Genomic DNA, 16027 nt, shown 5'->3' with positions numbered 1-16027 from the left:
GAATTGAATTGCCCTGAACGCGTTTTTGCGCTTGGGATGGGGCTGCAATGCCGGAACTCTGGGTTAACCGCCGCGTCGGACAGAGCCTTTCAACTCCGCAATCCGGACCGCGCCGATCACATGCGCGATGCCGAAATAACCGACGATGCCGAGCGCCACGAGCATCAACGTGCCCAATCCGCGCGACAGCTCGAACACTGGTGACAGCACAAGTTCTCCGGCCCAAAGCACCGCGCCCATCAAGAGCGAGGCGATCAGAATGCGCGGCGCGCGTTTGATAAGGCGGGCATCCGCATGTACCTCGTCGCCCATCGACTTTTTGCCGAACCACAAGAGTGCGACCATGCCCCATGCGGCGCCGGTGGTCGCGACGGCGGCGGCGAGATAGCCGATGATGAAGGACAGGCCGATGGCCGCCACGGCGTTGATCACCATGGCATAGAGCGCAAAGCGGAACGGGCTGCGAGTGTCCTCGCGGGCGAAATACAGCGGTTGCAACACTTTCTGCATCACAAAGGCGGGCAGGCCGAGGCCATAGATCATGACCGCGAGTGCGGTCTTGTGGGCATCCTCAGGCGTGAAGGCGCCACGCTGGAACAGGAAGGAAATCAGCGGTTCTGGAATGACGATCAGCGCGACTGCGGCGGGCACGGTCAAGAGAAGCGCAAATTCAAAGGCACGGTTGTAGGCGTGGCGTGCGCCCTCGTGGTCCCCGGCCTGCAAGCGCCGGGAGAGATCGGGCAGGAGCACAATCCCTATGGCGATGGCGACGACACCGAGCGGGAGTTGATACAGACGGTCGGCGAGGTTGAGATACTGAAGCGCACCGTCTTGCGAGAAAGAGGCGACCTGACGACCGACGAGAAGGTTGATCTGAACGACGCCACCTGCGAGCGCGGCGGGACCGGCAAGGATCAGGAGGCGTTTGAGTTCCGGCGTCAGGCGCGGCAGACGGGGGCGCAGGTTGAAGCCGATTTTCGCGGCAGCGCGCCAGACCACGGCGAGCTGTGCGATCCCGGCGATGGGCACGGCCCAGATCAGGGCGCGGTCCACCGGCAGCCCGAGTTTCGCCGCACCAATCATGGCCGCAGACAGAATGACGTTGAGCAACACGGGGGCGGCGGCGGCGGCGGCGAAACGTCCGGTGGCGTTCAAAATGCCGGAGAACAAAGCCCCCAGCGAGATGAACAGCACATAGGGGAAGGCAATGCGGCCGAAGTCGACAGCCATGTCGAACCGAGCGTCGCCAATGAACCCTGCGGCCATGGCGGTCACCAAAGCGGGCATGAACAGCGTTGCGATCAGCGTGAGGGCGATCAACGCCGTGGCGAGGGCCGACAGAGTGTCCTCGGCAAAGCGTTTCGCATCCTCTTCGGCTTCGACTTTCTTGGCGAAGAGCGGCACGAAGGCGACGTTGAGCGTGCCTTCGGCGAAGAAACGGCGGAACATGTTCGGCAGCGAGAAAGCCACAACGAATGCTTCTGCCGCAGGCCCGGCCCCGAGATAGGCGGCGATCAAAGCGTCGCGCACAAAGCCGAGGATTCGGCTCATCAAAGTCCAGCCGCCAACTGTGACAAAACCTCGAATGAGGCGGATCGGTTTCATCCCGAATGCGCCCGTTTCGCGCCGGTCACAATCGCCTCGCGCAGTTTTTTCTCAAGCGCCTGACGCTTGGTCTCTGCATGGAGTTTCATCCCGAACATGTCTTTCACATAGAAGGAGTCGACGACCTGCACCCCGTAGGTGGCGATCTGGGCGGAGACGATGGAAATGTTGCTCTCGGCCAGCACGCGCGTCAGATCGTAGAGCAGCCCCGGACGATCGCGGGTGTCCACCTCGATGATGGTGAAAATTTCCGAGCCCTCGTTGTCGAAGGTGATCGAGGTCGGCACATCGAATTTGCTTTCGCGCTTTTTGATCTTGTCGCGGGATTTGAGGGCCTCACGGGCGAGAACCTCGCCGCGCAAGATCTTGTCGATCATCTGGCGCAGACGGGGGAGGCGGGCGGTTTCGAAAGGATTGCCGTCATTGTCCTGAATCCAGAACACGGCGGTGGCATAGCCGTCTTTCGAGGTGAAGGTCCGCGCGTCCACGACGTTGGCCCCGACCAGAGCCAAAGCCCCTGCGAGACGAGAGAAAATACCGTGGTGATCGGCAAGTGCGAAACAGGCACGGGTCGCATCGCGATCCTCGTCTTGGTGCAAGTCGATGCGGATTTCGTCCGGCTTAATGTCCCGCAGCAGATGCGCGAAAATCTCGTGCGCCGCAAAGGGCAGACCTTGCCAATAGGTGCTGTAATGGCGCTGAGTTTCCGTGCGCTTCTCGGCGGCGCTCCAGTCGGTGAGGCGCGAGCGCAGTTCTTTCTTGGCCTCGCCTTCGCGAGCATCGCGGTTGATTTCTTCGAGTCCATGTTCAAGCGCATAGGCCGTCTGCGAATGCAGGTTGCGGATCAGGGTGGCTTTCCAGTTGTTCCAGACGCCCGGCCCCACGCCGCGTATGTCGCAAACCGTCAGAACCGTCAGAAGATCGAGCCGCTCGCGGGTCTTCACCGCTTTGGCAAAATCGCGGACCGTGCGCGGATCACCGATGTCACGTTTCTGGGCAATGTCGGACATCAAAAGGTGATAGCGCACCAGCCATTCGACGGTTTCGCATTCTGCGGGCTTGAGGCCGAGGCGCGGCGCAACCTTGCGCGCGATCTGCGCACCAATGACCGAATGGTCTTCCTTGCGGCCTTTGCCGATGTCGTGGAGCAACATCGCAACATAGAGTACCTTGCGGTTCACGCCGTTTTTCAGGATGCGTGTGGAGACCGGAAGCGCGTCTTCCAATTCGCCACGCTCAATCTCCGCGAGGTTGGAAATCACCTGAATCGTGTGCTCGTCCACCGTGTAGCTGTGGTACATGTTGAACTGCATCATCGCGACGATGTACTGAAATTCCGGCACGAAGGCGCCCAGCACCCCAAGTTCGTTCATCCGGCGCAGAGCCCGTTCTGGGTTGCCGTGTTTGAGCAGAAGATCGAGGAAAATGCGGCGCGCTTCCGGCGACTCGCGCATTTCATTGTCGAACATGTTGAGATTGGCCGAGATCAGCCGCATCGCATCGGGATGAAGAAAATAGCCGGTGCGCAGAGCTTCTTCGAAAATCCGCAGGAGGTTGAGCTTGTCGGAGAGGAAGGCCTTCCGGTCGTTCACGTTTAGCCGGTTGTGTACCAGTTCGTATTGATCGCTGATCTTGCGACGGCGTTTGAACAGGCGTTGCAGCGCCGGTTCTTGTTTGACGTGCTGGGCTTCCAGGGAGGTCAGGAAAATCCGGGTCAGCTCCCCCACGCGGGTGGCATGACGGAAGTAATCCTGCATGAAATGTTCGACGGCAGGGCGACCCGAGTGATCGATATAGCCCAGACGCTCGGCCACCTCGACCTGCATATCAAAGGTCAGCTGGTCCATCGGGCGCCCGGCGATCAGGTGCAGCGCGTTGCGGGCAGCGTGGAGGAAGGTTTCCGCCTCTTCGAATTGGCGGAACTCTTCAGGCGTGAAGACACCGGCTTTTACGAGATCGGCGGCATTGCGGACCCCGTGGACGTATTTCGCGATCCAAAACAGCGTGTGCAGGTCGCGCAGCCCGCCTTTGCCCTCTTTGATATTGGGTTCCACCACGTAGCGTTGACCGCCCTGTTTGCGGTGACGCGTTGCGCGTTCTTCGAGTTTGGCTTCGATAAATTCGCGGGCGGTGTTGCGGAACAATTCGTCGCGCAGGTGCTGGTGCAATTCTGTGGCGAGCTTGCGGTTTCCGGACAAGAACCGCAGTTCAAGCATCGCCGTGCGGATGGTGAAATCGTCTTTGCCCAGCCGGATACAATCGCGGATCGTCCGGGTGGAATGGCCGACCTTCAGGTGCAAATCCCAGAACATGTAGAGCATGCTCTCCACCACGCTCTCGATCCAGCCGGTGATCTTATGCGGGGCGAGGAACAGAAGGTCCACGTCCGAGTGGGGCGACATCTCTCCACGTCCATACCCGCCGACCGCCAGCACAGCGATCCGTTCGCCTTCGGACGGGTTCGGGTTCGGATGCAGCTTGGTCATCGCGGTGAACAAGACCGTGGTGACAAGGCAATCGGTGAGCCAGGCATAGGCCCGCAGAGCCGGGCGGGCGTTGCGCGGCGCTTCCGCCATGGCGCTTGCGATGGCGTCGCGCCCACGGTGTTGCGCATCGTTCAGAACGCTGACTGTGCCCTTGCGCAGGGCGGCGGGATCTGCCGCTTCCTGCCACGCCGCCTCAAGCTGCGCGGCCACGTCGGTCACGTTGAAAATTGCGTCTTCGGCACAGATCAATGTGCCCGGTGGGCTGGGTAGAAAACTGGCGAGCGCCGTGGATTTAGGATCCGGCGCCGCCGAAGGCTCTTGGTGCAGGGTCAATCTCGATTACCTGATTGTTTTGAATGGTCGCGACGGAGAGGCCGCGTTCGTTGGTGCCATTGGCGAGCAGGCGGAAGATGCCGTTGACGCCGACAAAGCCGGAGCTACGGGTCAGGCCCTGAGCGGTCAGCGCGTTTTGATCACCCGCCTGAACCAGGGCGCCGATTGCGGCGATGCCGTCATAGGCGAGCCCGGCCAGAGCATGGGGCGGCTGGCCATAGGTCGCGCTGTAATGGCCGGAGAAATTCGCGGTCAGCTGTTGGTCCGGGATCGCGAACCAGCTGTCTTGCAGCCCCGGAAGGCTCAAAGCCGATGTGGGCACATTCCAGCGTTGCAGGCCGATGTATTGCGGATCAGGTGACTTCAGCCCGTTTTCCGGCAGCATCTGCGCCAGAAGCGGCATCGCGCCATCATTGCCGGAGGTGAAGAACACGGCATTTGCGCCGGAGCTGCGGGCCTCAGAGGCGATTGGGCGGATGGCCTGAATAACGCCTTGCTGGCTGAGCTCAAAGCTTTCTTCGGCAGCCAAAGTCGCGCCTTGGCGGGCAATCGCGGTCTTGATCGCTGCGGCTCCCGCATTCTCCGCCGGGCTGTTGCCGTTCACGACCATGATCCGGCCTTTGCCATTGGCGCGGGCGTAGGACACCAGACGGTTTGCCGTGTTCTGGAAGGTCGGCCCGAGGATAAAGACGTTGCCGCCCGCAATGTCGGGGTTGTTCGAGAAGGACAGCACGTTGATCCCGGCATTGGCCGCCGGAATGCCCGCGAGCTTGGCGGAGCCGCCATAGACCGGGCCGAGAATGATTTTCGCACCGTCTCTCACGGCCTGCGTCGCGGCCGCAGACGCGCGTTCCGCCTGACCAGCGGTCGGATAGACGCGCAGATCAATCGTCACGCCATCAAGATCGGCCATCGCCAGACGCGCGGCGTTTTCGAGCGAGGTTGCCAAAGCGACATCCCCGGCGCTGGACGATTCGTAGGGCACGAGGAGGGCAACGGGCACCGGCTTCGAAGTGTTGATCGTTGGTCCGCCACCGACCGGGAAAGCGCCCGGATCACAGGCGGCAAGCCCAATAAGGGACAGGCCAACAGCAAAAGTGGCGAGCGACTTGCGGGCGGCGCGCAGAACGGCGAACATGGGGGAAACCTCACTCCTGACGGCAAACACGAACGCGACACGAGGGCCACGCAAATTTGTGGGCAGCCTATGCGACACGTTCAAAAGAGTAAACGCCGCAAAGACCCGAGAGACCATTGATTTACCAAGCCAAGCAGCTTCCCGCCGGACTTTATTTTCTCGCCACACCCATCGGGAACGCGCGCGATATCACGCTGCGAGCGCTCGATCTTCTCGCCTCCGCCGATGTTCTCGCGGCCGAGGACACGCGCAGCCTGCGTAAACTTATGGAAATTCACGGCATTCCTTTGAATGGACGCCATGTCATCGCCTATCATGATCACAATGGCGCGCAGGCCCGGCCCGGCATTATCTCTCTGATGGAGCAGGGGAAATCCGTTGCCTATGCCTCCGAGGCCGGCACGCCTCTGGTGGCGGATCCGGGCTTTGCTCTGTGCCGTGAGGCCCTTGAGAAAGGCATCCCCGTGACCTCTGCGCCGGGGCCGTCTGCCATGGTCGCGGCGCTGACGATTTCCGGCCTGCCGTCCGACCGCTTTCTGTTCGCCGGATTTCCTCCGTCGTCCCAAGGCGCGCGTCTAAAATTCTTTGCCTCCTTTGCAGAGGTGCCTGCGACACTCGGTTTTTATGAAAGCCCGAAACGGATTCACCGAACGTTAGGAGAATTGTGCGAGACCTTGGGAGAGACGCGTCCGGCGGCCATGTGTCGGGAGTTGACGAAGAAATTCGAGGAGGTGCGCAAAGGCACGCTTCGGGAGTTGGAGGAAAGCCTGCGCGACGCGCCTGTGAAGGGGGAAATTGTGATGCTCGTTGGGCGGGCGGAGGCGCATGAGGTGTCCGAGGCGGATCTTGAGGCGGAGTTGGCGGAGGCGCTGGAACGTCTGTCGCTCAAGGATGCTGCGCATGAGGTGGCGGCCAAGCACGGGCTGAAAAAGCGCGATGTGTACCAAATGGCACTCGCGATGTCCGGCAAGTGATGTCCGGCAGCAAGTGAGGCCTTGGTAGGTAAATGTTTGTGGTCGGGTTAGGAACTGAGCGCGTTTGGTAAGGAGTGAACATGCCGTTTGATTTGATGCATGATGAGGTCGACGCCCCGCGCAAACTGCGCGGCCAGTTGGCCTATATGTTTGGTCTCTCTGCGGAGGAAAGTGTTGCGCGTGAATATGATCGTCGCGGTCATTACCTTCTTGAGCGTCGCTGGCGCGGTGCCGGTGGCGAAATCGACCTCATCTTTCGAAAAAATGATGAAATCGTCTTTGTCGAAGTGAAAGCGTCGAAAACTCATGCGCGTGCTGGGGCATCGCTTGGGGCGCGGCAAATCGCGCGGCTCTGCGCCAGCGCGGAAGATTATATCGGGCGTTTGCCGAAAGGTTTGCTGACGCCGATGCGGATTGATGTTGCTCTCGTAAACGGGGCTGGTGAGGTCGAATGTCTCGAGAATGCGCTGATGTGAGAGGTGTATGTGACCTTGCGCACAGGACATAGTCATTGAATGCGACGCCGGGCTGGTCCATCTAAAGGGAAATCAGTTCCGGGAGATGAGCCCTTGCCTTCGACAGTTGCGCCCTTGAAAGTCGCGATCCAGATGGACCCGATCGGTCCGATCAATATCAACGCCGACAGCACTTTTCGCATTATGGAAGAGGCCCAAAAACGTGGGCATGAGCTTTTCTACTATACGCCGGAGCATCTGGCCTTTCAGGAAGGCCGCGTCACCGCGCGCGGTTGGCCGGTCGAGGTGCGCCGCGTAGAGGGGGATCACTACAGTCTCGGTGACATGATCGAGGTGGACCTGTCCGACTATGACGTGGTTTGGCTGCGCCAAGATCCGCCATTTGACATGGGGTACATCACCACAACGCATTTGCTCGAGCTGCTGACGCCGGGCACTTTGGTGGTCAATGATCCGTTCTGGGTGCGCAACTATCCTGAGAAACTTCTCGTTCTGCGCTTCCCGGACCTGACGCCGCCGACGGCCATCGCTCGCGATCTGGAGACGATCAAGGTGTTCAAGGCCAAGCATGGCGACATCATTCTCAAGCCGCTTTACGGCAACGGCGGGGCCGGGGTGTTCCGGCTCGACCCGAATGACCGCAACCTGTCCTCGCTGCACGAACTCTTTACCTCGATGTCGACCGAACCGATGATCGTGCAGAAATTCCTGCCGGATGTGTCCAATGGCGACAAACGTGTGATCCTCGTGGATGGCGAACCGGTGGGCGCGATCAACCGTGTGCCGCAGGCGGGGGAAACCCGCTCGAATATGCATGTCGGCGGGCGTCCCGAGAAGGTCGGGCTGACCGAACGCGATCTGGAGATTTGTGCCAAGATCGGGCCGCTTCTCAAAGAAAAGGGCCAGATTTTCGTGGGGATCGACGTGATCGGTGATTATCTGACCGAGATTAACGTGACCTCGCCGACCGGCATTCAGGAGCTTGAACGCTTCGATGGAACAAACACCGCAGAGATCATTTGGAAAGCGATCGAGGCGAAGCGCGCCTGAGGAGATAGCATGAGTTTGAGAATGCGGTTGTTTGCGGGTGCGCTGCGTCCCATCGTGAAAACCGCATTCACCCATGCGCAAAATCCTGTGCCTCTGCGAGAAGGGGCCGATCTGGCGGCGAAAGCCGCCATTTTCGTGCCGCCGGATACGGAGGTTCATCGCGATGCGCTGGGCTTGCCGGGGATGTGGATCAAGCCACCGGGAAGTGACGATCAGCGCGTGATCCTGTTTTTTCACGGGGGCGGCTATATTGCCGGAAGCCCTCAAACGCATAAGCGCCTCGCATGGCGTTTGGCAAAATGCGCTGGCCGTCCTGTGTTTCTTCCGGCCTACAGGTTGGCACCGGAGCATCCTTTGCCCGCCGCCTTCGAAGATGCGCAATCCGTCTGGCAGGCGCTGATGAATTCGGGATTTGCACCGAAAGACATCGTGATTGGCGGCGACAGTGCCGGGGGCGGGCTGGCGCTCACGCTGTTGTCGGAGCTTTGCCAAAGGGGAACCCCGCCCGCAGGTGCCTTCGGCTGGTCGCCCTTCACGGATCTGACGCTCTCAAGCCCATCGATCACGGAGAATGCTGAGCTGGATCATTTCTTCCCGGCAGAGCGCGCGCCGCATTTGACGCAGATGATTCTGGGCGACAGTGATCCGCGGTGTCCCACTGTCTCGCCCCTTTTTGCGCCTTTTCCTGACTGCCCTCCGGTCCTGCTTCAGGCGTCCGATTGCGAAATTCTGCGCGATGACAGCGCACGGATGGCGGATCATCTTCGGGGCGCAGGGGCAGAGGTGACTTTTCACCTGACACCGGGCGCGCCGCATGTCTGGCAAATGTTCGACGGGATGTTTCCGGAGGCGCGCCAGGCGATTGAAGAGACGGCGGGCTTTATTACGGCGCTCAATTGAGCAGGCCGGATACCACACGATAGCTCAAGGCTTCGGTGAGATGGGGGCGGCGAATGTCAGGATCGCCCGCAAGGTCCGCGATGGTGCGGGCCACGCGCAGGACGCGGTGATAGCCGCGCGCGGACAGGCCGAGCCGTTCGGCGGCCTTTTGCAAAATCTCACGCCCCTCAGTATCGGGCGTCGCGACCTCTTCGAGAAGGCGCCCTTCGATTTGAGCATTCACCCGTTGCCCCGTGCCGTCATAGCGTTGCGATTGTAGCGTCCGGGCGGCAGCGACGCGCGCGGCGACGGTTGCGGAATCATCGCCGGACGGTGGCAGGTCGAGGTCTTGAAACTGCACGGGTGGCATATCGAGGCGAAGGTCGAACCGGTCCATCAAGGGGCCGGAAATGCGGCCAAGATAGTCTTCGCCGCACATTGGCACCTTGGCGCAGGCGCGCTCCGGATCGGGCAGGTAACCGCATTTGCAGGGGTTGGCGGCGGCGACCAGCATGAAGCGCGCCGGGTAGCGCATATGTGCATTGGCGCGGGCCACCATCACCTCACCGCTCTCAATCGGTTGGCGCAGAGTTTCGAGCACGGGGCGCGGGAATTCGGGAAGCTCATCGAGGAACAGGACGCCGTTATGGGCGAGGGAAATTTCGCCGGGCTGCGCGCCGCGCCCCCCGCCCACGATGGCGGCCATGGAGGCGGTGTGATGCGGCTCGCGAAAGGGCCGTGCGCGGGAAATGCCGCCTTCGTCGAGAAGTCCGGCAAGCGAGTGAATGATCGAGGTTTCCAAGGCTTCCTGAGCCGACAGTGGCGGCAAGATTGTGGGTAGGCGTGCGGCCAGCATGGATTTTCCGGAACCGGGCGTGCCGACCATGAAGATGGTGTGTGTTGTAAAGCAACCAGCAAGCGTTTAGTATACTCACTATGACAAAAGCTTATTCTTACTTGAGAATTTCATCTGACATTCAATTGAAAGGTGACGGAATTCGTCGCCAAATGGAAGCATCAAAAAAATATGCTGATGACAACGGATTAGAGCTAGTCGAACAGATCGAAGATATTGGCGTATCTGCCTATTCGGGGAAAAACATATCGGAAGGGGCTTTCTCACAATTTCTTGCAGCTATCGAAGCTGGTGAAGTGGAAAAAGACTCGGTTCTTATTGTTGAATCTCTAGACCGCCTTTCACGTCAAGAACCGTTTTTAGCGCAGCAGCAACTATCGAACATCATCAATGCTGGTATTGAAGTTGTTACTTTGATCGATGGTCAAAGATACTCCCGTGAAATTTTGAAAGCAGAACCTTTCAAATTTCTGATGTCGTATGTGGCAATGGTGAGGGCAAACGAAGAGTCTGAAACAAAATCAAAGCGCGTTAAATCTGCTTGGGCGGAAAAGAGAAAAGTTAGTTCAAACATCAAGCTAACTAAAAAATGTCCTGCTTGGCTCACGCTTGCGGCAGATCGCAAGTCGTTCATAATTGATGAACCTAAAGCTGACGCTGTTCGAAAAATTTATGAATTGTCCGTTGGCGGAATGGGTATCTATTCAATCACACGTTTTATGAACGACAATTTCGAACCAATCGCACAATCGAAAGTTTGGAATTCTAGTTACGTCACAAAAATTTTGCGCAATGAGGCGGTTATTGGCATTTTCCGCCCAAACAACAAAGTGAACGGAAAACGCATTCCAACAGGTGAAATTTGGCATGATTACTACCCGCCAATCATCGATGAAACGACCTTCCACCTAGCCCAATCTCGCAAAGATAGCAGGAAGAGCAATGGAGGAAGAAAAGGAAAGGTGATTTCCAACCTGTTTTCACGAATTGCCATTTGTGGCAAATGCGGGGGAACAATGATGTTCAAAAACAAGGGCAAGCCGCCAAAAGGTTACACATATCTAAGGTGCCACGCGTCCGTCACTTCTTCTGCCTGCGATTGTCCTGCTTGGCGCTACGATGAATTTGAGAAGTCTTTCTTAGAATTCGTTTCTGACATTTCTTTTGGTCACATTTTTTCAAAATCTGGGGCTGGTGAAGTAGAGACAGTGAAGGACCAAATCGAAGCGAAGCAGGCAGAATTGCGAACGCATACGAATGGTTTCTACAACATTGTTGAAACTTTTGAACGTGGCAATCTTCCAGATATGATGCTGGATACTCTAACAAAGCGTTCTTCTGTGTTGGCTGAGGAGATTCAGAGCGCAGAACGAGAAATATCAGAACTTGAAATGAGGCTTGTTGAGATTACGCAGAGCAACCAACAAGCGGATCAAGACACACTTGTTGGTCTATCAAGAATGTTGAGTGAAATTGGGGAAGAGGATCGGCGTTTAGCCAGATCGGAGATGGCGGATATCATCAAGCGAAATATTGCAAGTATTAGTGTTTATAACGGTCATAAAGCGTATCCGTGGGAATGGGATATTTTACCTTCCAAGTTTATAAATGAGGTAAAATCAAAAGGTTACTTTTCTTCAGAAGATATAGAGGGCTATTTGGAGAGCGTATCGGGAAAGCGGCATTACAACGAATTTTCCAGATATTATGAAGTTGTTTTTACTAATGATACAAAGCGGATTGTTTGGCCGCACGATAATGCGACATATCATAGCGATGAAAATGTCTTCGGCTTTATGAAGCAGACATTACAGTAAGGGGAGTATGTTAATACACCGAGAATTTTTTGGGGGGAGTAGAATTTTCTCGAAAGATGAAGGAGGAGAATCTGATGAAGAGATCGAAATACAGCTATGCTCAGATCATGAGTATTTTGAAACAAGCGGAAGTCGGTTCAGCTGTGGCGGAGCTGCGTCGTTAGCATGGTGGATTGCCTATCCAGCACATGACGGAGAACTCTTGAAAGCAAAGCAAAAGCTTAAAAAACGATTGGACCAGCTCGAAGCGGACCTGAATGGAAACAGACATTTAAAATCCGGGGATGCACAAGCCGAAATTCAGGAAAACCTAGCACGCCTCCAAATCTATCGGCGTATCTTGACTGAAGAGGAGGTAGATTTTCTAAACTGCGCCGCCTTCGCAATCGAAGAAAGGCGCAGCTGGAATAAGAATTGAAGCTTTCCAGCGTTGTGAGTGAGCTACCCCCCCCCCCCATAATTAAGGCCCTCAATTTCTCAACATTTTCCAGATTCCTTTTGTCTCCTGCGGGTTTTCCAGTTTTTCCAAATACAATTCGATCGCTTCATGTATTAGCTGGGTTCTTGAGCGCTCCGAGCATCGGTATTCGTCCAAACGCCCTAATAATTCTGCATCCATGTTGACGTGCACAGGTTTAAAAGTTTTCCTATAAATTATAGCCATTCTTGCTCTCCAATTTCTTAATGTATGTATATACATATTTATGGAAGCTGAGAGTTCCGCCTACTCAATTAAGCGATATAGTTTTTGAAACACTTCTTGTTTTTCAACATCAGATTTTGAAGCGAAAAATCTATCAATGGCCTCTTCTTCAAAGGGTCTAACGGTGAGGTTTTGGGGAAATTGAAAAAAGCTCTCTCTCAATAAGTGCATATTGAGCCGAACACGCTCTTCATTGAGATGCTCCCGCTTCCCTATCGAAAATTGCTCAAATGGAAAGATGAGATGTGCTGAATTATTTCCCATCAGTTGAGTGTAATTCTTTCCCGCCTTCAAAACATAGTCGATCGCAGTGAATACATCCCTGTCATCAAAACTCATTCTTTCAACATGGACGGGAAGAAGGCCTCCCAAACCAAATAATTGCTTAATTTCTTTGATCTCCAAGATTGATAAGCAAATTTCTCGTTCAATATGACACCAATCAAATCCATGCTGCTGGACTAAAAAATTTGGTAAAATAACAATCGCATGGAAATGAGGCCCATCATCATCAGTTAAGCCAACTGCATGATGTCTGGTTCCCTTCAAATCTCCAGCTGAAATCATGGCGATTTCTGTATTTTTATCTTTAAAGCCAAATACCTTTCTAACCTTACTATAGGTTACATTCATTAGCTCTTCGATTTGGTCTTGCTGTGGAACATGTACGGTAAGAAATAGCATTCTCTGATCTATATTTTTCCACTCTTCTTTTGGCCAATGTGCAATTGCCAAACTCAAAATTTGAATTCCAAATATTGTTTTTCTACTTTCTCTATCTAAATTTCGTTTCGTAATCATACATTTCATATCTCCTTGTTATTAATAATAAACATCCATTTGCATGATGCATGGCATCTGCATTTCAAGCCACAAGCTTAGTCTAAACTCTCTCCTTCTTGTGGCCTTCCTTCGGCTCACAAGCTCGTCAAGATGGATGGTTCGAAGACCCCAAAAGTTCCAAATATTCAGGAATTTTATAGGGGAACTGAAAGCGAGATCATCAATAGATCAAAAGCTTCCCGATACACCAATTCTCTAGGTGTATTTATACTCTTCAGTCTATCAAATCTGGTCGAACATGTCAATTTATTTATACATTTCAATATTTTAAAAAAATGACCACACAACACTAGCTTGAGAAAATTGTTATACCAGTTCAACTGCTGGGGGGCTTGATCAACGAGGCGGCATCTTTTGTGTTCGTTAGGTCATCCTCGTGTTTTCCAGAATCTTCATAGTAAATGGTTCGTACCTTTTCTGAGGCCCCATAGAGCTCGACATATTCCAAAAGAGCTTCTTCAAGGCGCTTCTCTCGACACTCGTTCATTCTGCCCTCACTAATTTCTGTGAGTTACGGTTAATGAAAAATGATTAAAAAAAGGTAAATCGGGCCGGATAAGAAAAAATCTCAACGGGAGACGATATCTGGTATGATGTTCAAGATCAGCATATACATGGGAGGGCGTTCCGATGTCGTATTTGCGTATCGCAGATCAATTCCTCAAGACCGAACATCTGATCAATCCTTGTAGGTTCGCTGAGCATGAGAGTGTCTTGAACCTTGGCATCCGACCTACGCCATATTGGCACTCGCTCTACCGCTGTCGGCATATCGGCATCCATCGCCCCGACAATATACTTTGCAACTGGACTGCGCGAATTCTGACAAAAGACAAGCTCTACAAGCAGAAGTGCGTTGGACCGGCGATAGATCGAGGCGAAGGTGCAATTGATTACCGGACTGCGATTGCAAGGGCATTTGAATGGTTTGACTCTGGAGCTGTGAGAGCCCTAGCCAATGAACCCAAAGCACTTGGACGGATAAATGCTGTCAGTTTCTGTCCTATCGGAGATGTCTATACAGTAGGGCATGCACTAAGGGACTATACTGAGTGGACGCGCTTAGCTCGCTCCACTGGAGGGCACTACAACAATCTTGTGTTGATCAATTACCACATTGTTCCAGACTTTGCTAACTTGCCTCTGGAAGAATTCTCGGCAAAACACCTGAGAAAACTCGCGCAACAAGTTCTTGAGACACCTCCAAGGTATGGCTTCATGGAACGGCAACGGCGAGTTGGAAGTGTATCATTAACACCCGATGAGTTAAGGCGTCGAAAACGAACCTTCAATTCATTGGTGTCTATACTCAAGATGGCATTTCGGCATGCATGGGACAATGCAGAGATCGAAACAGAGCGGCCTTGGCGATGCCTTAAAAGAATATCGGTGAATCACAGCCCTCGAACACTCTTCCTGGATCGCAAGGAATGTCGTCGCCTTCTGAATGCATGCTCCCCAGCGCTTAAGGACTTAGTGCTTGCTGGACTATACAGTGGCTGTCGTGTTGGGGAGCTGGGAAGGCTAATTGTTGATGATGTCGGCAAGCAGGGATTTGGTCTTCGAATAGATGCTTTCAAGCGATCACCTGCACGCTTCGTTTTCCTCCCCGATGAAGGAATGGCTTTCTTCTTGTCGAAATGCGAAGGCAAGTCAGGAGGAGAACTCGTTCTGCATTCTGAAAAAGGCAAGCCTTGGCGGCGACAACATTCGCAATTGTTTCGACGTGCGGTGATGAAGGCAGGCCTGCCCAAAGAATTCGTATTTCATGGTCTGAGACACACGTATGCAAGCGATCTAATACGCCGAGGTGTATCTATTGAAGTGGTCGCCAAGCAGCTCGGGCACTCAAATAGCACGACGGTAAGCAACACTTATGGTCATCTGGCCGATCAATATCGAGAAGAGCAGGTCCGCCGCCGCTTCAGTCCGTTGAGCGAGGCACAAAGAGCTGAAATGTTGCGGCGGAAAAATGAATTAAGCAAGCTATGGACCACATTGCAGAAGGACGATTGGCGTGAATATGCATCGGTTGCGCAACCGACCTCTACGCCAAAGAGATCATTTACATCGCCAGTGCGCGAGGTCGCCGAAGTGTTTGACGCTGCGGAACGTATAGGGCGACGTCAATAGTAAGCTTGTCTCAAAATTAAAATCTGGAAATGGCCGGGTCCGTTGCACATCTGTATTCAGAATAGCTTCACGCCGGTTTCGACTTGCTAAGAATCCTATACAGGGAAGCTCGGCTAATCCCCAAATGTTCACACACTTTAACCTTGGGCATTCCCGAAGCGAGCAAAGACATCGCAGCTTCACTTTTGGCCATAGCAGTAGGCTTGCGGCCAGTATATTTGCCCTCTGCTTTTGCCTTCGCAATTCCTTCTCGCTGTCGTTCCAGCATCATTTCTCTCTCGAACTGGGCAACAGAACTCATGACATTGAGCATGAGACGTCCGGTGGCAGTCGTAGTGTCGATTTGTTGTCCACCAATAGATAGAATGACCAATTCTGCCCGTTTGCCTTCGAGGGTATCTAGGAGTTCGCCAAGGTGACGAACTGAACGTGCCAAACGGTCTAGTTTGGTAACTACCAACTTGTCATCTGGGCGCAGAGATTTAATTGCGCTCTCTAGCTCTCGGCGTTCCGCAACAGAAGAAACCTGTTCTTTGTAGATCACGTCACAACCAAAAGCTTCTAGGTCTCTCACTTGGGCTTGTAATCCAGCATCTTGCTCAAAAGTTGATGTTCTCGCGTACCCAATCAACATGACGAATCTCCATAGAGTCTATGTATATTTTGATAATTGTCTCACATGAGTACATTTTCAATAGTTTTGAGACACCTTTCTAAGGCCTCTATAAGGCAGG

Annotated in this window: 12 protein-coding genes and 1 pseudogene; 7 read left to right on the top strand and 6 right to left on the bottom strand. The window is 54.3% G+C overall.

What is annotated here, in order from left to right; translation table 11 throughout:
• Positions 1-63 precede the first annotated feature (63 nt).
• Genes murJ through ACYBHZ_RS01910 form a run of 3 tightly spaced genes read right to left on the bottom strand, consistent with a single transcriptional unit; the run spans position 64 to position 5562 of the window.
• Positions 64-1605 (bottom strand): murein biosynthesis integral membrane protein MurJ, encoded by a 1542-nt coding sequence (gene murJ, locus ACYBHZ_RS01920; protein WP_460272490.1) that lies wholly within the window; start codon positions 1603-1605, stop codon positions 64-66.
• Positions 1602-4424: a [protein-PII] uridylyltransferase gene (locus ACYBHZ_RS01915; protein WP_460272489.1), complete on the bottom strand. Its 2823-nt coding sequence runs from the start codon at positions 4422-4424 to the stop codon at positions 1602-1604. The genes murJ and ACYBHZ_RS01915 overlap by 4 nt, the downstream gene beginning before the upstream one ends.
• Positions 4384-5562 (bottom strand): penicillin-binding protein activator, encoded by a 1179-nt coding sequence (locus ACYBHZ_RS01910; RefSeq protein ID WP_460272488.1) that lies wholly within the window; start codon positions 5560-5562, stop codon positions 4384-4386. The genes ACYBHZ_RS01915 and ACYBHZ_RS01910 overlap by 41 nt, the downstream gene beginning before the upstream one ends.
• Before the next feature lie 116 nt (positions 5563-5678).
• Here ACYBHZ_RS01910 and rsmI point away from each other — a divergent pair, with 116 nt between their 5' ends.
• The 4 genes from rsmI to ACYBHZ_RS01890 all read left to right on the top strand — a co-directional run bounded on the left by rsmI (position 5679) and on the right by ACYBHZ_RS01890 (position 8962).
• Positions 5679-6536, top strand: coding sequence for a 16S rRNA (cytidine(1402)-2'-O)-methyltransferase (rsmI, locus tag ACYBHZ_RS01905; RefSeq protein WP_460272487.1), 858 nt, complete (start codon positions 5679-5681; stop codon positions 6534-6536).
• A gap of 80 nt (positions 6537-6616) precedes the next feature.
• Positions 6617-7012, top strand: a complete 396-nt coding sequence (locus tag ACYBHZ_RS01900; protein ID WP_460272486.1) for a YraN family protein — start codon at positions 6617-6619, stop codon at positions 7010-7012.
• A gap of 114 nt (positions 7013-7126) precedes the next feature.
• Entirely contained in the window at positions 7127-8062 is a 936-nt protein-coding gene (gene gshB / locus ACYBHZ_RS01895; RefSeq protein WP_460273175.1) for a glutathione synthase, read from the top strand.
• Positions 8063-8071: 9 nt separating this feature from the next.
• Complete coding sequence (locus ACYBHZ_RS01890) at positions 8072-8962, top strand: alpha/beta hydrolase (RefSeq protein ID WP_460272485.1); 891 nt, start codon at positions 8072-8074, stop codon at positions 8960-8962.
• On the opposite strand, the pseudogene ACYBHZ_RS01885 reads toward ACYBHZ_RS01890, so the two are convergent.
• Positions 8955-9839: pseudogene (locus ACYBHZ_RS01885) on the bottom strand (YifB family Mg chelatase-like AAA ATPase); the annotation flags it as partial. The gene ACYBHZ_RS01890 and the pseudogene ACYBHZ_RS01885 overlap by 8 nt on opposite strands.
• A gap of 38 nt (positions 9840-9877) precedes the next feature.
• Here ACYBHZ_RS01885 and ACYBHZ_RS01880 point away from each other — a divergent pair.
• The gene (locus tag ACYBHZ_RS01880; protein WP_460272484.1) at positions 9878-11614 is read left to right on the top strand and encodes a recombinase family protein; all 1737 of its coding nucleotides are present in this window, start codon (positions 9878-9880) and stop codon (positions 11612-11614) included.
• Between the two features lie 7 nt (positions 11615-11621).
• On the top strand, positions 11622-12032 hold the full coding sequence (locus tag ACYBHZ_RS01875; RefSeq protein ID WP_460272483.1) for a hypothetical protein: 411 nt from the start codon (positions 11622-11624) through the stop codon (positions 12030-12032).
• A gap of 306 nt (positions 12033-12338) precedes the next feature.
• Here the strand turns inward: ACYBHZ_RS01875 and ACYBHZ_RS01870 are convergent, their stop codons facing one another.
• Positions 12339-13118 (bottom strand): hypothetical protein, encoded by a 780-nt coding sequence (locus ACYBHZ_RS01870; protein WP_460272482.1) that lies wholly within the window; start codon positions 13116-13118, stop codon positions 12339-12341.
• A 672-nt stretch (positions 13119-13790) separates the two neighbouring features.
• Between ACYBHZ_RS01870 and ACYBHZ_RS01865 the strand changes: the two genes are divergently transcribed.
• A complete protein-coding gene (locus ACYBHZ_RS01865) occupies positions 13791-15293 on the top strand; it encodes a tyrosine-type recombinase/integrase (protein ID WP_460272481.1) in 1503 nt (500 codons plus the stop codon).
• A 67-nt stretch (positions 15294-15360) separates the two neighbouring features.
• On the opposite strand, the gene ACYBHZ_RS01860 is transcribed toward ACYBHZ_RS01865, so the two are convergent.
• Positions 15361-15927: a recombinase family protein gene (locus ACYBHZ_RS01860; RefSeq protein ID WP_460272480.1), complete on the bottom strand. Its 567-nt coding sequence runs from the start codon at positions 15925-15927 to the stop codon at positions 15361-15363.
• Positions 15928-16027 lie beyond the last annotated feature (100 nt).

This window comes from Celeribacter sp. ULVN23_4 (assembly GCF_054788345.1).
This window is presented reverse-complemented; position numbering and strand designations above follow the sequence as displayed.